Below are 19,276 nucleotides of genomic sequence, written 5' to 3' on the forward strand. Positions count from 1 at the left end.
GTCACTTTACGGCTTCGAGCCTGTCGAGCCGCTGTGTCAGTGCCGCCAGCGCATCGCGGTAAGCGGAGATTTCGGCCTCCTGCGCGGTGATGCGGTCTTCCTGCGCGAGGGTGTAAAGCGTCAGTTCCTCGATCTTCTTGAGCTGGGCGAACTGCATTTTGGTCATGTCCACACCGTCCGCCCTGATCTGTGCTTCGGAAGGGACATCCGGCAGGTGGCTGTTGGCCGCGATAAAGGCGCGGACCTCGGCCAGGGGCGCAGGGCGTAATCCTCGGCAAAGACGTAATCCGGCACGTTCATCTGGGTATTGTTCACCACCAGCTTGCCAGTCACGATCACCTCATCCGGTTTGCCGTTGCGGCCCAGTTTGAGCAGGTTGTTATTGGCGGCATTGTCGATCTTGAACGGGGTGTTGCCGCCCGCGATGCCGACATTCAACCGGCCGGAATCCTCCTGATTGCGGAATTCCCAGGTCGTGGGGGTCACCCCGTTCTGCTTGAGGCGGAAGGCCGCGTCAGAGCCGCTGCCCGTCGCTTCGAACAAGGCGAAAGCGTCGCTGTTCGCTGCGTTGCTCCGGATGTGGAGAAGCTCGTCCGGGTCGCGGGTGCCGATCCCGACGGAACCGTCGGATTCGACAAAGAGCGCGCCCTCAGGCGCGTCGGCGCGCACCTCGAAAGGAATATGGAAGGTCTCCAGGTCGACAAGGTAGAAACCAAGTTGGTTCGCGCGCAGATCCCAAGCGTGTAAGGACCCACTGGTTTGTTCGAACCGAATCCCGGGTTCGGTGGTGTCGGTGATATGGACTTCTTGCACCGGTATGGCCGTCCCCAGCCCCAGTCTGCCGCTGGATGTCACCCGGAGCGCGTTGGTGGGGGCGTCGGCATCGACGCGGAAAGGGACCGTGCCGTTGGTCGCATCCACGACGGAGAAATACTCTTCGCCACCGTAGGTATCGTTGATCGAGATTCTCCAGTCGTTGTCTGGCAGACCGGCGATGGTTGAATCGTCCTCGAAATGCAGGCGCACATTGTTGCCCTTCAGCCGCAACTCGTCACCGGCGTTGAGTTCCTCGTCAGCGCAGCCGGGACCGACGCAAAGGAAGTTCCTGATCGTTGGATCGTCGGTCGACAGCACGTCGGCATTGGCAGCCACGGGCCCCAGCAGGTTCAGCGCAGCGGAAAAGAAGATAAAGGATGTGTAGGTTTTCAAGGTAATACTCCCGGCATGAATCGGGGGCACTCAAATAAGGTGTGTGAAAGATCGCAATAAAAACATCCGCCGCCCCCGGTGACGAATGCCGGCACGTTATTGCGAAGTGCGGCACCCTGTCAAACCTGCCTTTGTCCGGCACGTCTGACAGGGCGGGCCCGGTTCAGTGGTCGGCGATCAATGTCGCGACCATGCCTTCCAGCTGCGCGATGCGGTCGCGCTGTTCGGCGTTCGCCTTGCCCAGGTCGATGACATGCAGGGTCAGTTCCTCGATCTTTTCAAGCTGGGCCAGCTGCATCTGCGTCATGTCGAGCCCGGTTTCGGCCACCACCGCGGCGGAAGGCACGCCCGGCAGGTGGCCGTTGTCGGCGATAAAGGCGTCAATCTCGGCCAGTGTGGGCAGCTCATACCCCGGCTCAAAAACGTAATCCGGCACATTCATCTCGGTGTTGTTCACCACCAGCTTGCCGGTCACCACCACCTCGTCCGGGCGGTTGTTGCGGCCCAGTTTCAGCAGGTTGTTGTTGGCGAGATTGTCAATCTTCAGTGGCGTGTTGCCGTCCACGATGCCGATATTCAGACGCCCTGAGTCCTGCTGGTTGCGGAACTCCCATGTGGTGGGGACAACACCGTTCTGGCGCAGGCGGAACGAGGAATCCGAGCCCGCCCCATTGGCATCGAAAAGCGCAAAGGCATCTGTATCGACGGCATCGGTGCGGATGTGCAGCAATTCTTCAGGCGTCGTCGTGCCAAGGCCGATCTGACCCGTTGCATCAACTGTAAAACTGCCCGTGGGCGCACCGTTGGAAATCAGGAACGGCTGCACCGTGAAGGAATCGTAGCTGATCGCAAAGGAATCTGGCGTGGCGGCCATCTCCCAGCTTTGCGGCGTGACCCCCTGAACGTCGAGTTTGACAGTGACAGCATCGGTTTCGGTGATGTGCAGATCGGCCTGCGGGATCGCGGTGCCCAGCCCCAGATCGCCCGTTGCCCCCAGCCGGAAAGCATTCTCCGGCGCCCCGGCCATGACACGGAAAGGCGTGGTATTGCTATTCGACACATCCACGATGCCGAAATATTCTTCCCCGCCACTCGAGCTGTTTTCGTCATTGGCCTTGAGACGCCAGTCGTTATTGGGAAGGCTGGAAGTGCTCGATCTGTCATCAAACAGAATGCTGATCGTCGGCGCTTCGAACCTGATCTCATCCCCGGTGAAGGTTTCCGACGACGAACAATTTGAGCCTATGCAAACCATCGAAGCGATGGATGGATTTGTGAGACTGAGATATTCAGCGCTGCCCGCGGCAGGAAACAAAAAAGCGGTCGAGGCGGCGGCTGCAACAGCATGGAGAGATTTGGCGTATTTATTGGTGCGAATGGACAAGTCGAAAAACTCCTGAAAATGGGGGGAAACCCCGAAAATTGCGATGGGTCGGAGCTTAGACCGCGCAATCTTCGAAAAGCAACAAAATGGACATTTTCAAGGCAAATCACACGCTTGGCGTGAATCTCTCGCCCAAAAAAAGCGTCCGACCTATAGCGCTTCGTGATTTAACTGGATCACTTGTACGCTGCCCCTCCCTTTGGCCCCAGGCGAAAAGTGATGTGGGATGTTTCAGGCCTATCCCGAAACGATGTAGGCACAAGAGCCGCCGCCAGCCTTGCGTTTTCTTCAAAGAAAACGGACCGGAGTTTTCAAAAACTCCGACGCGCAGCAAGGCCCGGTCAGGAAAACGACAGCCGAAAGCGCCGGACTTAGGCACAAGCGCCACCGCCAGCCTTACGTTTTCTTCAAAGAAAACGGCCCGGAGTTTTCAAAAACTCCGGCGCGCGGCGCGCCACAGTCAGGAAAACGACAGCCGAAAGCGCCGGACTTAGGCACAAGCGCCGCCGCCAGCCTTACGTTTTCTTCAAAGAAAACGGACCGGAGTTTTCAAAAACTCCGGCGCGCAGCAAGGCCCGGTCAGGAAAACGACAGCCGAACGTGCCGGAATCAGGCACAAGCGCCGCCGCCAGCCTTACGTTTTCTTCAAAGAAAACGGCCCGGAGTTTTCAAAAACTCCGGCGCGCAGCAAGGCCCGGTCAGGAAAACGACAGCCGAAAGCGCCGGGCCTATAGCGCTTCGGGATATACCTGAATCACTTGTTCGCTGCCTTTCCCTTCGGCCCTAGGCGAAAAGTGATGTGGGATGTTTCAGGCCTATCCCGAAACGCTGTAAAACCTGAGACACGAATACCCTGCCGCGTCTGCGGCGCTCTCGGGACAATCGTGTCACAGTTTGTTTCAAGTTAAAGATCGGACGCTTGAGCGGGCCTGTCCTGTGATTTCACTCAGCCTGCGCGATCAGCAAGGCTTCGATCTGCGCCAGCCGCGCCTCAACCGCAGAGAGACGCGATACCTCGCCTTTGAGATCACTGATCGTTTGCTCCTGATCCAACGTATACAGCGTCAGTTCCTCCACCTTTTTCAACAGCGCCATCTGCATCGCGGTCATGTCCACCCCGTCCGCCCTGATCTCGGCCTCTGACGGCACCTCCGGCAGGTGATTGTTGGCGTCGATGAAGGCGCGGACCTCGGCCAGGGGGCGCAGGGCGTAATCCTCGGCAAAAACGTAATCCGGTACGTTCATGTCGATGTTGTTCACCACCAGGGTGCCGGTCACCACCACCTCATCCGGTTTCCCGTTGCGGCCCAGGCGCAGCAGGTTGTTGTCGGCAAGATTGTCGATCTTGAGCGGTGTGTTGCCCCCCGCGATGCCGATGTTCAAGCGGCCGGAATCTTCCTGGTTGCGGAACTCCCAGGTGGTGGGGGTCACCCCGTTCTGGCGCAGCCGGAAGGCCGAATCCGAGCCTGCGCCCTGTGCGTCGAACAGGGCGAATGAATCGGTGTCTGCCGCCGTGGTCACGATGTGCAGTTTTTCTTCCGGCGCTTCGGTGCCCAGCCCGACATTGCCGAGGGGAGAGACATAAATGCTGTCCTCGGGCGCGTCGCCCCGGATACGTAACGGGCGCTGGTTGGTGTTATCAATATGCCTTATGGCAAATTCAAAGGCGCTCGACTCGATCGTCCAGTCGCTTGGCGTGAAGCCGCCCGATCCGTTGCTGGTCAGCCGGATGGAGGGGACGTTGTCGGCCGTGCTGACATGCAGGTTTGCCTGGGGAATACGTGTGCCGATGCCAATCCCCGCCTCCGGAATGGCCGCCGTCCCCACGTTCGACACGGCCAGCGTGTTGTCGGGCGCATCCCCCCAGATCCGGAACGGCGCGGAATTCGCATCGACATTGCGGAAGACAAGGAAATCCGAACCGCCTGAGTTGATGTCGTTGGCCTTGATCTCCCAATCGGTGGTGGGAAAGCCTGTGCCACTGCTGGTGTCTTCCAGAAGGATGCTGATCGCGGCCTGCTTGATCTTCAGGTCGGTGCCGCCGAACACCTCGCCAGTTGCGCAGCCGGCGCCGATGCAGGCGGAACCGTCCACCACCAGATCATCGAGGATCAATTCCTCGCCCCTGACCGCTCCGGCCAGAGAAATCGTCGAAAAGATCGCCAGCAAAGCTGCGCTAAAGTGAAAATTGGTCATGGTTCAATTGTCCCTCAGTTGGAAATTTCAGTCGCGCTATCGGCGTTTTGGCCCGGGGCATGCCTTGAATAATCCTGTTGGCCCGGATGAGATGATTTTCGCTACACAAAATAATGCAGCCTTTGCCAGCGGTTGACGTCCGGCGGAGCGGGCTGGCAGGCGGTCCCGCGATACGCGGCGGCCTGCGACCTCGATTTCGCGCTTGGGGAAAGAGCTTGAACCAGACCTTCCCTGCACCTGCATGATCAATCCGACGCCCCCCTTTCGGGTCAGCCCCCTCTCCCGTCCTGCGGGCGCCAATTGCCGTGAACGGAAAAAGGCCCGCCTCCTGTTGTGGCGGGCCTTTCCAGAAACGGGATCTGACGCTTTATTGATCCGCAAGCGACCGAACCACGGCCTCAAGCCGGGCAATGCGGTCCTGCTGCGCCGTCAGCGCGGTTTCCTGCGCTTCGATGGTCTTTTGCTGCGCGATGGAATGGAGGGTCAGCTCTTCGATCTTTTCAAGCTGTGCCATCTGCATTTCGGTCATGTTGAGCGCACCGTCGCTTGCGACCTTCCTGGCCGAAGGCACGCCGGGCAGATGGCCGTTCTGATTGATGAAGGCCTCGATCTCGTGCAGGCTGGGCAAGGCATAATCCGGCTCGAACACGTAATCGGGCACGTTCATGGTGGTGTTGTTCACCAGCAATTCGCCGGTCACGACAACCGCGCTGGAATTCGCATTCGTCCCCAGTTTGAGCAGATTGTTGTCCGCGCCATTGTTGATCTTCAGCGGGGTATTGCCCCCCACCAGTCCCACGTTCAGGTTCCCGGAGTCTTCCTGATTGCGGAATTCCCAGCTTGTCGCGACCGTGCCGGCCTGTTCGATCACAAAGGAGGAGTCGGCGGAAGCGGACTGGATCAGCACCTTTGCCTCTGTCGTACCGGTGCGTTTGACGTGCAGGGGGGCATCTGAGGTAAGTGTGCCGATCCCCACATCGTCATCTGTGTCAATGGTCAGTGAATTCGAGGCAGCGCCCGGGCGCACGCGGAATGGCAATGTCGACCCGTTTGTTGCGTCGCGCAGGAAAAAGCTGGTTTCATTGCCCGCCAGGTCCCAGGTCTGCGCCGTAAAACCGGATGACGTATCCTGTTGCAGCCGCAATGTCGGTGTGTCGCCCCGGACGGCATGGATCTCTGTGACCGGGTTCTGCGTTCCGATGCCGATGTCGCCATCACTTTCCACAACCAGCGCATCTGCCCTTGCACCGGCCTCGACCCGGAAGGGGAAGCGGTTGGCGGTCCGGTCAACGAAAGCCAGATAGTTGCCGCCGCCATTGGTTGAGTCGTTCGCCTGGATCGCCCAGTCGTTCGACGGAAAGCTGGCGGAGGTCGATGTGTCATCGAAATGGATCCGCAGATTGTTTTCCTGCAGGCGGATGGTGTCAGAGCCGAAGCTGGGGTTGGCAGGGCAATCAAAGCCGACGCAAAGGCTGCCGTCGACCACGAGATCCTGAGCGGTTGCGGGAATGGCCGTCAGTCCGGCAAGGCTGGTTGCCGCGAAAAAGGCCGCGCGCTGGGTGAATGTTGTGTTTTTCATGGTGTCCCCTGTCGTCATCGCATCAATAGGTTGTTTAAAAAACTCAGCAAAAATGGCTGAGATCACAGATTCGTCACTATCGCGACATTGTACCCGGTTTTGACATATTTTCAAAGTTTCAGCATAATAATTTGATTTTAATAACTTATTTTTCGTCAAAAGAAATTTTTCCCGGTCAGAACTTTTGCCCCAGCCGAAGAAATCCGGCCCAATATATTCAACGCAAGGTTGTTTTGATTCAATCCTGAAGTGTTTCCAGCCGGGCGATCCTGTCTTCCAGTTCCGCCATCCGCGCCAGTTTGGCCTCCTGCTCCAGCGTGTACAGCGTCAGTTCCTCGACCTTTTTCAGCAGCGCCATCTGCATCGCGGTCATGTTCACGCCATCAGCCTTGATCTCGGCCTCTGACGGCACATCCGGCAGATGGGAATGCGCGTCGATGAAGGCCTGGACCTCCGCCAGCGGGCGCAGGGCGTAATCGTCACTGAACACGTAATCCGGCACATTCAGCTGCGTGTTGTTCACCACCAGCTTGCCGGTGACATGCACCTCGTCCGGGCGACCGTTGCGGCCCAGCAGCATCAGGTTGTTGTTGGCAGCATTGTCGATCTTGAACGGCGTGTTCCCCGCGGCCAGCCCGACATTCAACCGGCCTGAATCCTGCTGGTTGCGGAATTCCCAGGTGGTGGGGGTCACCCCGTTCTGCTTGAGGCGGAAGGCAGCGTCGGAGCCTGTTCCCACCGCTTCGAACAATGCAAAGGCGTCGGTGTCGGCCGCGTCCGAACGGATGTGCAGCAACTCCTGGGGCAAGCTGGTGCCGAGACCGACAAAACCGCTTTCGTCGATATGGAACGCAAAGCTGGGCGCATTGCGGTCGATCTGAAACGGTATCGTGGCGGCGGTGATGTCATTGATGGAGAATATGGTCTGGCCTTTGACCTCCCAGGTCTGGGCCGGCAACATGCCACCGCTGCCGATCTGCTGCAGCCGCAGTCCGGGGCCAAAAAGCCCGGCCGCGTGCAACATGGATTGAGGCAGCATGGTGCCAAAGCCGACCTGACCGGTATCGGCAACCCAAAGCGCATTGTCCGGCGCACCGCCCGCAACGGTAAAGGGCACGGTGCCCGCATCAATATCTTCGATGGAAAAGCGGTCAATGCCGCCCGCGCTGGTCAGCGCGCTGTCATTGACCTTCAGGCGCCAGTCGCGGGACGGATACCCTGAAATCCAGGGCTGATCGTCAAAATAGATGGAGGTTTCCGTGGCCTTGAGTTTCATCACGCTCTCAGCCGAAAAACTTTCGGCAAAGAGGCACCGCCAGCCGACACAGAGATTGCCGTTCAGAACAGTATCGTCATCCACCCACAGATCGGGTCGCGACACATCGTAGTCAGAAATATTGACACCTTCGTAAAACACATCCTCTGCCCCTGCCGGAAGCGCGGCAAGCGCGGATATCAGAAACAACGTATATTGCGACATGCGGTGAATGATCATGGGCAGGCTCCCGTTCACGGGCAGCACCCCGGGTCAGGGGCGAGCGCTAAATGGATTTTGTAAAAATTCCGCCATCCCAGGAGGGCGGATGCATCTGTCTAACGATGCATCTATCTAACACCGTGAAATCGAGACCTGTCAAATTTCCATGCAAGGCCTGTTGCGCTCCATGGGTGCCATTGCCGCTTCGACGGGCGCAAAGTCTCTGCCCGCCTGCTACCGCGCGATCACGATATCCGCGCGCAATCCGCCCAGCCGCGTCGATTCCCCCAGCCGCAGCACGCCGCCATGTGCGCGGGCGATATCCGTGGCAATCGCCAGACCCAGCCCCACGCCGCTGCCCTTGTCCTGGTTGCGCGCGGGGTCAAGGCGGCTGAAGGGTTTGACCGCTTCCACCCGCTGCGCTTCGGGAATGCCGGGGCCGTCGTCCTCAACCCGGATGCGCAGGGTCTTGTCGCTGAGCATCACGGAAACCTCGGCGCGCGCGCCATAGCGCACCGCATTGGAGACAAGGTTGTCCACCGCGCGCCGGATCGCGATGCGCCGCAGCTTGACGGTGCCGGTGCCCTCCCCCTCGGGCGGCAGCAGGGTCACGTCGCGCCCTGCCCGCCTGGCGTCTTCCACCACCTCGGCCATCAGGGCATGGGGGTCCACCCGCTCCGGCTCGCCCTCTGCCGCGCCCTTGGCGAAGTTCAGGAATTCATCCAGCATCCGCTGCATGTCTTCCACGTCCTGCAACAGAGCCGCGGCTTCCTCGTCCTCCAGCATCGACAGGCTCAACCGCATCCGCGTGAGCGGCGTGCGCAGATCGTGGCTGACCCCGGACAGCATCAGCGTGCGCTGTTCCATCTGCCGTTCAATCCGCGCGCGCATGTCGAGAAACGCATTGCCCGCCGCGCGGATCTCGACCGCGCCCGAGGGGCTGTAGGGTTCATGGCGCCCCCGGCCAAAGGCTTCTGACGCCCGGGCCAGCCGTTTGATCGGGCGCAGCTGATTGCGCAGGTAGATCGAGGCGATCAGGCTGAGGACCACACCGAAAAACACCGTGTAGACAAACAATTGATGCGGATTTGCCGCCGAGATGCGCCGCCGGTCGAAGCGCAGCTTCAGCGGCCCCTTGCCGGTCTCAAGGTAGAGATCGACCAGCCCGCCATCGCTCAGATCGACGGCCCGGTATTCCGGCAGCCGCGCAGCCAGACGCCGCGCCAGCACCCGGCCCGAATAATCGTACCACAGATAGCTGTTGGTGCCGGGCATATCCGCCGCCGCCACCGGCGTCACCGCGATATCAAGCCGCCCAAGCCGCTGCCGGACCGCAGCGGGCACATCGGCCCGGTCCGGGGTTTCCGCCACCACATCCAGCACCTGCGCCAGTTCGCGCAGGACCGTATCTGTCATCTGGGTGGTGACACCTTCGAAATGCCGCTGGGCAAAGATCACCACTACCACAAGCTGCAACAACACCACCGGCAACAGCAGGATCAGCGCAGCGCGCCCATAGATGCCACGCGGCACATAGCGTTTGAGCCAGACAAAGAACATGGCTAGACCTTAGCCAGCGCCCGACCGGCGCGAAAGCCGAAATGAAAGGTCCCGCCGATGCTGCCACCCGATGATTTCAATCCGCCCGTCGGCGTGGCAGAGGAGCTGGAGCCGGGGCTGCGGCGCATTGTGGCCCCCAACCCCTCGCCGATGACCTATCGCGGCACCAATACCTATCTTCTGGGCGGGCGCGACATCGCGGTGATCGACCCCGGCCCCGCCAGCCCGGCGCATCTGGAGGCGATCCTGGCCGCCCTCACCCCCGGTCAGCGGATCAGCCATATTCTGGTGACCCACAGCCACCTGGACCATTCCCCCCTCGCCCGGCCTCTGGCCGAACGAACCGGCGCGCCGGTGCTGGCTTTTGGCGGACCACTGGCGGGCCGCTCCGCGATCATGGAGCGGCTGGCCCAAAGCGGCCCGATGGGCGGCGGCGAAGGGATCGACCACGATTTCGCGCCCGACATCGCCCTGGCGGATGGCGAACACGTCACCGGCGCGGGTTGGAGTCTGGAGGTGCTGCACACGCCGGGGCACCTGGGCAATCATGTCAGCCTCGGCTGGGGTGATGCCTGTTTCACCGCCGATCACGTGATGGGCTGGGCCTCGTCGCTGGTATCGCCCCCCGATGGCGACCTGACCGATTTCATGGCCTCCTGCGCGCGGCTGCAGGCGCGGGACTGGCGGGTATTCTACCCCGGTCACGGTGCCGCCGTGGAGAGCCCGAATGCGCGGCTGGACTGGCTGGTCAGCCACCGGCTGTCCCGCGAGACGGCCATCGTGCAGGCCCTGAAGGACGGCCCCGCCGATGCCGCAACCCTCGCCGCGCGCATCTATGCCGACACCCCCGCCGCCCTGCTGCCCGCCGCCACCCGCAACGTGCTGGCGCATCTTGTTGATCTCACTCAGAAATCTATGGTGGCGCCGCAGGATGATCTGCAGGCCGACGCCCGTTTTCGCCTGCTCTGACCGGGGAGAGGAAAAATCACATTTTTGCGCCTTTCCCCTCTGGACGCGGAAAAATGCCACTGCTATATGCCCGGGACCGTTCCGGCGTAGCTCAGCGGTAGAGCAGTTGACTGTTAATCAATTGGTCGTAGGTTCGATCCCTACCGCCGGAGCCATAAAAAGCCCTTAAGTCTCAAAGACTTGAGGGCTTTTTTGGTTTTTGGGCAGGCATGATTTTACCCTCGGGACACAATCTGGCCCCCCCCTCAGGCCTCCAGTTCCGCATCCCAGTAGAGGAAATCCATCCAGCTTTCATGCAAATGACCGGGGGGGAATTTGCGGCCCATGTTGCGCAGTTCTTCTGCGCCGGGCTGGCGCGGGGGTTTGCGCAGGGACAGGCCGGTCTGGTGCAGGGCCTTTGCCCCCTTGCGCAGGTTGCAGGGCGAACAGGCCGCCACCACGTTCTGCCAGGACGTCACCCCGCCGCTGGCGCGCGGCACCACATGGTCGAATGTCAGATCGCCCCGCGCGCCACAGTACTGGCAGCGGAATTCATCCCTCAGAAATAAATTAAAGCGCGTGAAGGCCACGCGCTTTTGAGGTTTTACATAGTCTTTCAGAACGACAACCGAGGGTATCCTGATCTCGGTCGAGGGGCTTCGGACCACTTCATCGTATTCGGCAACGATATCGACCCGGTCCAGCCACTTCGCCTTGATCGCCTCCTGCCAGGGCCAAAGCGACAGCGGATAGTAACTGAGCGGTCGGTAATCGGCATTCAAAACCAGCGCGGGCCTGTGTTTCAGCCCCGCCGGCTGCCTGGTAAATTCGGTCCTGAAATCGCCGTCCATGTCCGGTATCGTCCCCTGCCCGTTTAATCTGACTATATCTCGTGGTTTAGCTCTGGCAAGCCCAAGCGTGGCACAAGATGTCGCGGACAGGAGTAGACCGGAAAGGTGACAGTTTTATAACCGTTTCAAAGCCCGAGCTTGTCGCGCATGAAGGCCAGCGCCACGCTTAACCCGTCGGGCGCTATGCCATGGCCGGTGCCCTTCATCACATGGGCGTAAACGTCCTGCCAGCCCGCCTCCTGCAGCGCCTCGGCGGCCTGCGGCAGGGATTGCGGCGGCACCACATCATCGGCATCGCCATGCACCAGCAGCACCGGCGGGCGCACCACGACCTCGTCCTTCAGCGCCTCGGGCGACAGCAGCCGCCCCGAGAAGGCCACGATCCCGGCCACTTCATCCTCGCGGCGCGGCGCCACATGCAGGGCCATCATGGTCCCCTGGGAAAAGCCGAAGAGCACGACCTGCTCGGGCAGCACGTCCTCATCCACCATCAGCGCGTCGAGGAAGGCGTTCAGATCGGCCACCGCCTGCATCATCCCGCGCTCTGATTCTTCCTCGGAGGAGCCGTCGATCCAGGGGATCGGGAACCATTGGTAGCCATTGGGCATCCCCGCCACCATTTCCGGCGCGTCGGGGGCGACAAAAAGCGTGTCCGGCAGATGTTCGCCCAGCGGGTCCGCCAGCCCCAGCAGATCGGCCCCATTCGCCCCATAGCCATGCAGGAAGACAACAATCGACCGCGTGTCCCCCGATTTCGGCGCGCGGCGCTCTGCGTTCAATACCCGTGTCATCCCAACCCTTCCCTGTTCTTCAGCACCCGGTAGTAGGCAAATAGCGCGCGGGCCGCAACCGACCGCCAGGGCGACCAATTCTGCGCCATCGCTGCCAATTGATCTGCGGTCGGGCGGTGTGGCAGGTCAAACACCACCCGTGCGGCTTCCTGCAGGGCCAGATCACCGGGGGCAAAGCCATCGGCCCGGCCCATCGCGAACATCACATATATTTGCGCCGTCCAGGGACCGATGCCTTTTTGGGCAATCAGCGCCGCTTCGGCCCCGGCATTTGTCATTTTCCCCAGCGCGTCAAAGTCTATGTCAGCATGGGCCAGGGCGCTGACATAGCGGGCTTTCGGGCGGCTCAGCCCCGCGGCGGTCAGGGCGGGTTCATCCACGGCCCTGATGGCGGCGGCATCGCTCAGCCCCGCCGCTGCAAGCCGCGCACGGATCGCATTGGCCGATGCCACGCTGACCTGCTGGCTGACGATGATCTCCATCAATGCGGCAAACCCCGGTGGTTTCAGCCGCAGGGGCAAGGACCCGGTGGCCGCCAGCACCGGGGCAAAGCGCGGCTCGCGCGCGGCCAGCCAGGCGGCACCCGCCTGCAGGTCCGCGGCGTTGCGGATGATGCCGCCCGTGTCGCTCACAGGGCCGCGGCCCAGTCCAGCACCGCATCGACATCCGCCAGCACTTCCGCCCCTTCAGGCAGGGCGGGCCGGGCGATCAGGATCACCGGCAGGCCCAGGGCCTTTGCCGCATCCAGCTTGGGGCGGCTGGGCCGGCCGCCCAGATTGCGGCAGATCAGCAGATCGACGCCCAGTTCGCGGAACAGCGCACTCTCCTGCGCCGCATCAAAGGGCGGGTCGCCAAAGATCAGGTCAACGAAATCAAAGGGTGGCACCCTGTCATGGTGCGTTGTCTGGCGCAGCAGCAGGCGCGCCCCGGGAAATCCGGCGTAATCCGGCAGGCTGGCCCAGCCGGTGGCCGAAAACACCCGCATCCCCGGACTGATCAGCGGCTGGGCTGCGGCCACATCCGCGACCTCGCGCCAATTGGCCGCCTCCAGCCCCCAGCCGGGGCGCGTCAGCCCGACAAAGGGCAGACCGGCGCGCCCGGCGGCCGCATATCCGGCGCGGCTCATCTGCCCGTCAAATCCGTGGCTTGCGTCGATCACGGCATCAAAACCGGCCATTTCCCCGGCCAATCGCCCCACATCGTCAAAACCGGTCAACCGGCAGGGCACCGGCATCGGATCGGGGCCGCGCGGCGGCTCTGACACCAGCGCCTTCACCTCGACGCCCCGCGCCTGCAGGGCCACGGCGATGCGGCGGGCCTCTGCACTGCCCGCAAGAAGGAGGATTCTGCACGTCATCCGCCGACATTAGCCAGAGACCCTGCCGTGGCAAGGGGATCGCGGCACAGCCGTTCCGCCAAAGCCGCCCAAAACCCGGAACCAAACCGCACCTTCTGTGCGGGACACGCGAGGGTTCGCTTGCGGACTTTGCTGCCGTGTCCAACACCCGAAATTGGTCGCGCCCGAACCGAGGGGCGGAAGCGAAGCGCCCGCCCCGTGGGGGCGGTTCGGGCGCTGCCAAAGCTTTGCTTTGGCAATGGGTCTGCACTTTGAGAGCACAGGTTGGCCTCCATCCTGACCTTCACTGCGCCAGGCACAAATGACCGCTGTCCTTTTTCCCATGCGTTTTGGATCAGTTACCTGTCGCAAAAGTCGGTTTTGCCTGACATCTGACACTTGCCCCCCCGGTAGCGCAGGAGTACCCCTGACCCCAAGCAACGGACGAGAGCCCATGATTGATGACAGCCGCGCCAAGCGCAACGTAACCATCCTTGTCCTGGCGCAGGCCCTCTTGGGCGCTCAGATGCCGATGCTCTTCGTGGTGGGCGGGCTTGCCGGGCAATCACTTGCCAGCAACATCTGCTTTGCCACGCTGCCGATCTCGATGATCGTGCTGGGCTCGATGCTCTCGGCCACGCCGGTCTCTGCCATCATGCAACGTTACGGACGGCGCGCGGGGTTCTTCCTCGGCACGACGGGCGGTACGCTGGGGGCGATGGTGGGGGCCTACGGCCTTTACGCCGCCTCCTTCCCGATTTTCCTCATCGGTTCGCTGCTGACCGGCATCTACATGTCGGCGCAGGGCTTCTACCGCTTTGCCGCCGCCGATACCGCCACGGACGCTTTCCGGCCCAAGGCGATTTCATATGTGATGGCGGGGGGGCTCGTCTCTGCCGTGATCGGGCCGCAGATCGTGAAATGGACGGCGGATGCCTATGTGATCCCCTTCCTCGGCACCTATGTTGCCGCCATCGGGGTCAATGTTCTGGGCAGCCTGCTGTTTCTCTTCATCGACATCCCGAAACCACCCGTACCGACCCAGGATGCGCCGCGCGGGCGCAGCCGGATGGAGCTGATCCGCACGCCGCGCATCGCGGTGGCGGTGATCTGTGCCACCGTCTCCTATGCGCTGATGAACCTGGTGATGACCTCCACGCCGCTGGCCGTTGTCGGCTGCGGGCTGAGCGGGGATCTGCTCGGGGCAAGTGCCACCGCCGGCATGTCCGAGACCGAGCGGCTGAAATCCTTCCTCGACCTCGCGTCGAATGTGGTCACCGGCCATGTGCTGGCGATGTTCGCGCCCTCCTTCTTTACCGGCCATCTGATCGCCCGCTTCGGGGTGGAGCGGATCATGGGCCTGGGCATCCTGATCCTGGGGGCCGCCGGCGTTGTTGCCCTGCAGGGCGTGGCACTGGAGAATTTCTATGTCGCGCTGATCCTGCTGGGTCTGGGCTGGAACTTTGGCTTCATCGGGGCCACCACGATGCTGGCCGGTGCCCATGCGCCGCATGAGCGGGGCCGGATGCAGGGGCTGAACGACCTGATCGTCTTTGGCGGCGTGACCATGGCCTCGCTGGCCTCGGGCGGGCTGATGAACTGCTCCGGCGGCTCTGCGGTCGAGGGCTGGGCGGCGGTGAACTGGGCGATGATCCCCTTCCTGGTGCTGGCGGGCGGGTCGCTGATGTGGCTGGTGTTCAGTCGCAAGGCACGGCAGGCCGCCTGAGCATCTGGGCCTGCCGGCGCCCCGTCTACCAGCGCCCGGTCAGGGCGCGCCAGGCAAGGCCGGGATCAGCGGTGGGCAATCGGCCCCCGGCCACTGCCGACGGGTCCCAGATGGCGGCTTTCAACACCGCATCCGCCTGGCCCACATGCAGCAATGCCGCGCGGGCGGGTTTCGGCACGACGCCGCGCCTGGTGCGCGCGCCTGTCAGCCGCTGTTGCGCGCCAAGGGCGAGCGCCCGCACCCCTTCGGCGGTCCCGTCCAGCAGGGGCACCCGGCCCGCCGCCTCCAGCTCCGGAATGGCCAGCAGCCAGGCGGCAACCGCCGCGCCATATGCGGCATCGCGGATCACGGCCTCATCCGCCGCCCCCAGCCTGCGGGCCGCAACCCATGTGAGGTTGCCCGAGGTCTGGTCCAGATAGCGCGCAAAATGATCCGCATCCTCGAATGCGTCGCGATAGACGTCCCAGCGCCGCGCGGCCACCAGCTCGTCCAGCAGGCGCGCATCCTCGGCGTCCAACACATCTGCCAGCGGCGTTGCAACCTCGTGGCGGCGCACCGGGCCGCCTTCGGCGATCTCCTCGCAGACATCGCGCCACCATTGCAGCCGCATCTCCGCGATCATGGTCTCCTGCGTCACCCAGGGCGCGCGCGCCACTTCGATGTTGAAGGCATAAAGCGGGAACAGCACCCGCCGCGCGGGCACCGGGGCTGCCATCGCCGCGCGAAAACGCGCAGGGTCGCCCCGCTCCACCAATGCGGCGCAGGCGGTCAGATCGGCGTCGAACCCCATCAGCGGCCCGCCGACCCGGCCCTGGGCAAGGGCCGCACGAGGCTGAGCAGATAGCCGAAGTCTTCCCGGTGCGCGCGCCAGCAGGCGGCTTCCTCTTGCGCGGCGTCCAGCACCGCGGCAAGGGCCGCATCCGCCCCCGGGCGCAGGCTGGCAATGCGTGCATCGAGCGGGGTGTAATAGCTTTCCCAGGCCGCATCCGTCAGCCTGCGGGTCGCGATGGTCTCATAACCTGCCGCCGCGACCCGTGCCGCGATCCCTTCCGCATCGGTCATCGCGGGATATTGCTGCCAGTGTGTCGCAGCACGCGGTGACGGGCTGCCGGTGAACCAGCAGACCTCCGAAAAGGCGATCATGCCGCCGGGGCGCAGCGCCCGGCGCCAGGCGGTCAGCGCCTCTGTCACCCCCATGAAATAGACCGCACCGGCGCACCAGATGAAATCATATTCGTTGTGGATCGCGGCCATATCGGCGCGCAGCAGCGTCACGCGCGGATCATCCTGCCAGCGCGCGCGGGCCGCGTCCACGAAATGCGCGGTCTTGTCCAGCGCGGTCACATGGCCCTGTGGCGCGGCCTCCAGCAGCGCCGGGATGTCGCCCCCCGGGCCACAGGCCACATCCGCCACCCGCGCCACCGGTGCGAGATCCGCCAGGGCGGTGGCCCAGGCCACATCCGCCGCCTCCCCCGGTCCTTCGCGGGGCAGGTCGCGGTGCAATTGGTAAAAGGCGGTCATGTCGTCAGAACGCATCTAGGAAACCTTCTATGGCCTGGGCGGTTTCAGGGGCATCGACAATCGCCAGATGGCCGATGTCGGGGACCAGCAGATACCGGCCCTTGTCGGTCACCGGTTGCATCGTGGGCTGGTAGCGGGCGGCGTCAAAGGCTTCATCCGCCCTGCCCGCCACCAGCAGGAAGGGCGGCAGGGCAGCCACATCGGCAAGGTAGTCGCCGCGCGGGGCATAGGACGCGTTCAACCGGTAGGAATAGGCCGTCGTCGCCGTATCGCCCAGCGGACCGTCGAGCACCGCCTGCGGCATGTTGAACTGGATCACCGTGAGGTGGTTCAGCGCCCTGATGCCTGCCGCGTTCAGCATGCTCAGCCCGATCAGACGCCGGGTCAGCGGTTGCGCCCAGCCGCCGGAACTGGGCCGTGTGGTCGGGGCGTTGTGTTTCAGGAAGGGGGCAAGCAGCACCGCCCCATCCAGCATCCCGCCATGCGGGCCACCGGCAAAGCGCACCACCAGCCCGCCGCCCGAGGAATGGCCGCCCAGAATGACCTTCTGCCCCGGTTTGCGGCGCGCCTTGATGAGGTCGGCGAGGTCGTCCTCCAACTGGCCGATATAGGCCAGATCGCCGCGCACACCCGGCTTTGCCCCGTGACCGCGCAGGTCCGGCACCAGCACATCGGCCCGCGCCGACAGACGCCGGGCAAGGTGGTCGAACTGCAACCCGTGCCAGCCGGACCCATGGACCAGCACCAGCAAGGGCGCGTCACCGCGCCCGCTGTCATAGGCGCGGAGCTGCATCGCGAACCCGTCGCGCAGGGCAAGGCTTTCCTGGGGCTGCGCAGACGCACCCGCCGCCGAGAGCGGGCCGCTGAAATCCAGCCCCCCCTTGCCACTCAGCCGGGCGGCCCGCTGGGACGCGATCAGGATCAGGGCAATCGCCCCGGTGACCGCAAGCGAGATTGCCAGAAATTTGACAAGGCTGAAAACCATGCGCCTCAGCCCTTCAGATCACGGATCAGCTTCCACCGGATCGCATCCAGCAACGCCTCGAAGGAGGCGTCAATTATGTTGGGGCTGACCCCCACGGTGGACCAGCGCCGCCCCTGCCCGTCCTCGCTGTCGATGATGACGCGGGTCACCGCCTCGACCCCGCCCTGGGTGATGCGCACCTTGAAATCCACCAGCCGCATGTCGTCGAGCATCGCCGAATATTGGCCAAGGTCCTTGACCAGCGCCTTGGACAGCGCGTTGACCGGGCCGCGGTCGCCGTCCTCGTCCATGGATTCGCTTACCGACATGCGCTTTTCGTCGTCGACCTTCACCACCACGACCGCCTCGGAAAGGCTGACCATCCGGTTGTACTTGTTCTTGCGGCGTTCGACCGTGACGCGGTAGCGCTTGACCTCGAAAAGGTCGGGCATCTGGCCCAGAGCCTCACGCGCCAGCAGTTCGAAACTGGCCTGCGCCGTGTCATAGGCATAGCCGATGGCCTCGCGCGCTTTCACCTCTTCGAGGATCCGCGCCAGGGCCGGATCGCCCTTGGCCACGTTCAGCCCCGCTTCGGTCAGGCGGCGGCGCAGATTGGACTGGCCCGCCTGGTTGGACATCGGGATGATGCGGCTGTTGCCCACGGTCGCGGGCTCGATATGCTCGTAGGTGCTGGGGTCTTTCAGGATCGCGCTGGCGTGCAGCCCCGCCTTGTGGGCAAAGGCCGAAGCCCCCACGAAAGCCGCCTGTTTCTGCGGCACCCGGTTCAGGATCTCGTCCAGCATCCGGCTGGTCCGGGTCAGCGATTTCAGCGCCTTGTGGCTGATGCCGGTCTCGTAGCGGCTGGCATAGGGTTCCTTGAGCAGCAGGATCGGGATCAGCGCCGTCAGGTTGGCATTGCCGCAGCGTTCGCCCAGCCCGTTCAGCGTGCCCTGGATCTGGCGTGCGCCCGCGTCGACCGCGGCCAGGGTGCAGGCCACGGCATTGTCGGTGTCATCATGGGTGTGGATGCCCAGCCGGTCGCCGGGAATGCCCGCCCCGATGACCTCACCGGTGATCCGCCCCACTTCGGCAGGCAGCGTGCCGCCATTGGTATCACAAAGCACGATCCAGCGCGCCCCGGCCTCCAGCACGATCCGCAGGCAGGACAGGGCATATTCCGGGTTGGCCTTGTAGCCGTCAAAGAAATGCTCCGCGTCAAACAGCGCCTCGCGGCCCGATGCCGTCAGATGCGCAATGCTGTCGCGCAACAGGCTCAGGTTCTCCTCCAGCGAGATGCCAAGCGCGCGGGTGACGTGGAATTCATGGGTCTTGCCCACCAGACAGACCGATTCCGTGCCCGCGTTCATGACCGCCGCCAGCACATCGTCATTCTGGGCCGAGATGCCAAGGCGCTTGGTCATGCCAAAGGCGGTCAGCTTGGCCCTGGTCTTTGGTGCCGCATCGAAAAAGGCGTTGTCGGTGGGGTTTGCCCCCGGCCAGCCGCCCTCGATGTAATCCACCCCCAGCGCGTCCAGCGCAGCGGCGATCTGGTGCTTTTCCTCGGTGGAGAACTGCACATCCTGGGTCTGCTGCCCGTCGCGCAGGGTGGTGTCGTATAGGTACAGGCGGGTTTTCGTCATCACATTGCCCCCCCGATTTCTCTTTTAGGTCGTGCGCACAGCACGACCTGTCCCCGGCCGCCCCCCCGGGCGGGGACAAGCCCCACCCGCGGCC

Annotated in this window: 18 protein-coding genes and 1 tRNA gene; 4 read left to right on the top strand and 15 right to left on the bottom strand. The window is 63.2% G+C overall.

Features of this window, described 5'->3' with window-relative positions; genetic code table 11:
* Position 1: 1 nt before the first annotated feature.
* From ACWNZ3_RS10920 to ACWNZ3_RS10930, 3 genes are all read right to left on the bottom strand, one after another.
* Positions 2 to 166: a hypothetical protein gene (locus tag ACWNZ3_RS10920; protein ID WP_496899950.1), complete on the bottom strand. Its 165-nt coding sequence runs from the start codon at positions 164 to 166 to the stop codon at positions 2 to 4.
* Positions 163 to 1,209, bottom strand: coding sequence for a hypothetical protein (locus tag ACWNZ3_RS10925; protein ID WP_496899951.1), 1,047 nt, complete (start codon positions 1,207 to 1,209; stop codon positions 163 to 165). The genes ACWNZ3_RS10920 and ACWNZ3_RS10925 overlap by 4 nt, the downstream gene beginning before the upstream one ends.
* A gap of 163 nt (positions 1,210 to 1,372) precedes the next feature.
* Complete coding sequence (locus tag ACWNZ3_RS10930; protein ID WP_496899952.1) at positions 1,373 to 2,275, bottom strand: hypothetical protein; 903 nt, start codon at positions 2,273 to 2,275, stop codon at positions 1,373 to 1,375.
* Between ACWNZ3_RS10930 and ACWNZ3_RS10935 the strand changes: the two genes are divergently transcribed.
* Positions 2,256 to 2,609 carry a hypothetical protein gene (locus ACWNZ3_RS10935; RefSeq protein WP_496899953.1) on the top strand — a complete coding sequence of 118 codons (354 nt, stop codon included), beginning with the start codon at positions 2,256 to 2,258 and terminating at the stop codon, positions 2,607 to 2,609. The two genes, ACWNZ3_RS10930 and ACWNZ3_RS10935, sit on opposite strands and share 20 nt — an antisense overlap.
* A gap of 926 nt (positions 2,610 to 3,535) precedes the next feature.
* Here the strand turns inward: ACWNZ3_RS10935 and ACWNZ3_RS10940 are convergent.
* From ACWNZ3_RS10940 to ACWNZ3_RS10955, 4 genes are all read right to left on the bottom strand, one after another.
* Positions 3,536 to 4,789, bottom strand: coding sequence for a hypothetical protein (locus ACWNZ3_RS10940; protein ID WP_496899954.1), 1,254 nt, complete (start codon positions 4,787 to 4,789; stop codon positions 3,536 to 3,538).
* A 367-nt stretch (positions 4,790 to 5,156) separates the two neighbouring features.
* On the bottom strand, positions 5,157 to 6,368 hold the full coding sequence (locus ACWNZ3_RS10945; RefSeq protein WP_269361750.1) for a hypothetical protein: 1,212 nt from the start codon (positions 6,366 to 6,368) through the stop codon (positions 5,157 to 5,159).
* Positions 6,369 to 6,606: 238 nt separating this feature from the next.
* Positions 6,607 to 7,863 (bottom strand): hypothetical protein, encoded by a 1,257-nt coding sequence (locus ACWNZ3_RS10950; RefSeq protein WP_496899955.1) that lies wholly within the window; start codon positions 7,861 to 7,863, stop codon positions 6,607 to 6,609.
* A gap of 216 nt (positions 7,864 to 8,079) precedes the next feature.
* Positions 8,080 to 9,405, bottom strand: coding sequence for an ATP-binding protein (locus ACWNZ3_RS10955; protein ID WP_496899956.1), 1,326 nt, complete (start codon positions 9,403 to 9,405; stop codon positions 8,080 to 8,082).
* A 57-nt stretch (positions 9,406 to 9,462) separates the two neighbouring features.
* Between ACWNZ3_RS10955 and ACWNZ3_RS10960 the strand changes: the two genes are divergently transcribed.
* Positions 9,463 to 10,374, top strand: coding sequence for an MBL fold metallo-hydrolase (locus ACWNZ3_RS10960; RefSeq protein ID WP_496899957.1), 912 nt, complete (start codon positions 9,463 to 9,465; stop codon positions 10,372 to 10,374).
* An 80-nt stretch (positions 10,375 to 10,454) separates the two neighbouring features.
* Positions 10,455 to 10,529, top strand: a tRNA-Asn gene (locus ACWNZ3_RS10965).
* 90 nt (positions 10,530 to 10,619) lie between these two features.
* On the opposite strand, the gene ACWNZ3_RS10970 is transcribed toward ACWNZ3_RS10965, so the two are convergent.
* From ACWNZ3_RS10970 to ACWNZ3_RS10985, 4 genes are all read right to left on the bottom strand, one after another.
* Positions 10,620 to 11,204 carry an HNH endonuclease gene (locus ACWNZ3_RS10970; RefSeq protein ID WP_067293170.1) on the bottom strand — a complete coding sequence of 195 codons (585 nt, stop codon included), beginning with the start codon at positions 11,202 to 11,204 and terminating at the stop codon, positions 10,620 to 10,622.
* A 125-nt stretch (positions 11,205 to 11,329) separates the two neighbouring features.
* Positions 11,330 to 11,995 carry an alpha/beta hydrolase gene (locus tag ACWNZ3_RS10975; RefSeq protein WP_114275460.1) on the bottom strand — a complete coding sequence of 222 codons (666 nt, stop codon included), beginning with the start codon at positions 11,993 to 11,995 and terminating at the stop codon, positions 11,330 to 11,332.
* On the bottom strand, positions 11,992 to 12,627 hold the full coding sequence (locus ACWNZ3_RS10980) for a DNA-3-methyladenine glycosylase family protein (RefSeq protein ID WP_496899958.1): 636 nt from the start codon (positions 12,625 to 12,627) through the stop codon (positions 11,992 to 11,994). Before ACWNZ3_RS10980 ends, ACWNZ3_RS10975 begins: the two co-directional genes overlap by 4 nt.
* Entirely contained in the window at positions 12,624 to 13,352 is a 729-nt protein-coding gene (locus ACWNZ3_RS10985) for a precorrin-6A/cobalt-precorrin-6A reductase (protein ID WP_496899959.1), read from the bottom strand. Before ACWNZ3_RS10985 ends, ACWNZ3_RS10980 begins: the two co-directional genes overlap by 4 nt.
* A 433-nt stretch (positions 13,353 to 13,785) precedes the next feature.
* Here ACWNZ3_RS10985 and ACWNZ3_RS10990 point away from each other — a divergent pair, with 433 nt between their 5' ends.
* The gene (locus tag ACWNZ3_RS10990) at positions 13,786 to 15,057 is read left to right on the top strand and encodes an MFS transporter (RefSeq protein WP_496899960.1); all 1,272 of its coding nucleotides are present in this window, start codon (positions 13,786 to 13,788) and stop codon (positions 15,055 to 15,057) included.
* Between the two features lie 25 nt (positions 15,058 to 15,082).
* Here ACWNZ3_RS10990 and ACWNZ3_RS10995 read toward each other — a convergent pair whose 3' ends face one another.
* Genes ACWNZ3_RS10995 through cimA form a run of 4 tightly spaced genes read right to left on the bottom strand, consistent with a single transcriptional unit; the run spans position 15,083 to position 19,182 of the window.
* Positions 15,083 to 15,847 carry a squalene/phytoene synthase family protein gene (locus ACWNZ3_RS10995; protein ID WP_496899961.1) on the bottom strand — a complete coding sequence of 255 codons (765 nt, stop codon included), beginning with the start codon at positions 15,845 to 15,847 and terminating at the stop codon, positions 15,083 to 15,085.
* A complete protein-coding gene (locus ACWNZ3_RS11000; RefSeq protein WP_496899962.1) occupies positions 15,847 to 16,593 on the bottom strand; it encodes a class I SAM-dependent methyltransferase in 747 nt (248 codons plus the stop codon). Before ACWNZ3_RS11000 ends, ACWNZ3_RS10995 begins: the two co-directional genes overlap by 1 nt.
* Positions 16,583 to 17,563, bottom strand: coding sequence for an alpha/beta hydrolase (locus ACWNZ3_RS11005; RefSeq protein ID WP_496899963.1), 981 nt, complete (start codon positions 17,561 to 17,563; stop codon positions 16,583 to 16,585). Before ACWNZ3_RS11005 ends, ACWNZ3_RS11000 begins: the two co-directional genes overlap by 11 nt.
* 5 nt (positions 17,564 to 17,568) lie before the next feature.
* Positions 17,569 to 19,182, bottom strand: a complete 1,614-nt coding sequence (gene cimA / locus ACWNZ3_RS11010; protein WP_496899964.1) for a citramalate synthase — start codon at positions 19,180 to 19,182, stop codon at positions 17,569 to 17,571.
* Positions 19,183 to 19,276 lie beyond the last annotated feature (94 nt).

The sequence above is a fragment of the Sulfitobacter sp. IGS-18 genome (assembly GCF_059628195.1).

Coding starts and splice junctions, on each gene's coding strand:
- ACWNZ3_RS10920 (WP_496899950.1), bottom strand. CDS start 166: ATGACCAAAATGCAGTTCGCCCAGCTCAAGAAGATCGAGGAACTGACG.
- ACWNZ3_RS10940 (WP_496899954.1), bottom strand. CDS start 4,789: ATGACCAATTTTCACTTTAGCGCAGCTTTGCTGGCGATCTTTTCGACG.
- ACWNZ3_RS10945 (WP_269361750.1), bottom strand. CDS start 6,368: ATGAAAAACACAACATTCACCCAGCGCGCGGCCTTTTTCGCGGCAACC.
- ACWNZ3_RS10950 (WP_496899955.1), bottom strand. CDS start 7,863: ATGATCATTCACCGCATGTCGCAATATACGTTGTTTCTGATATCCGCG.
- ACWNZ3_RS10955 (WP_496899956.1), bottom strand. CDS start 9,405: ATGTTCTTTGTCTGGCTCAAACGCTATGTGCCGCGTGGCATCTATGGG.
- ACWNZ3_RS10960 (WP_496899957.1), top strand. CDS start 9,463: ATGCTGCCACCCGATGATTTCAATCCGCCCGTCGGCGTGGCAGAGGAG.
- ACWNZ3_RS10970 (WP_067293170.1), bottom strand. CDS start 11,204: ATGGACGGCGATTTCAGGACCGAATTTACCAGGCAGCCGGCGGGGCTG.
- ACWNZ3_RS10975 (WP_114275460.1), bottom strand. CDS start 11,995: ATGACACGGGTATTGAACGCAGAGCGCCGCGCGCCGAAATCGGGGGAC.
- ACWNZ3_RS10985 (WP_496899959.1), bottom strand. CDS start 13,352: ATGACGTGCAGAATCCTCCTTCTTGCGGGCAGTGCAGAGGCCCGCCGC.
- ACWNZ3_RS10990 (WP_496899960.1), top strand. CDS start 13,786: ATGATTGATGACAGCCGCGCCAAGCGCAACGTAACCATCCTTGTCCTG.
- ACWNZ3_RS10995 (WP_496899961.1), bottom strand. CDS start 15,847: ATGGGGTTCGACGCCGATCTGACCGCCTGCGCCGCATTGGTGGAGCGG.
- ACWNZ3_RS11000 (WP_496899962.1), bottom strand. CDS start 16,593: ATGCGTTCTGACGACATGACCGCCTTTTACCAATTGCACCGCGACCTG.
- ACWNZ3_RS11005 (WP_496899963.1), bottom strand. CDS start 17,563: ATGGTTTTCAGCCTTGTCAAATTTCTGGCAATCTCGCTTGCGGTCACC.
- cimA (WP_496899964.1), bottom strand. CDS start 19,182: ATGACGAAAACCCGCCTGTACCTATACGACACCACCCTGCGCGACGGG.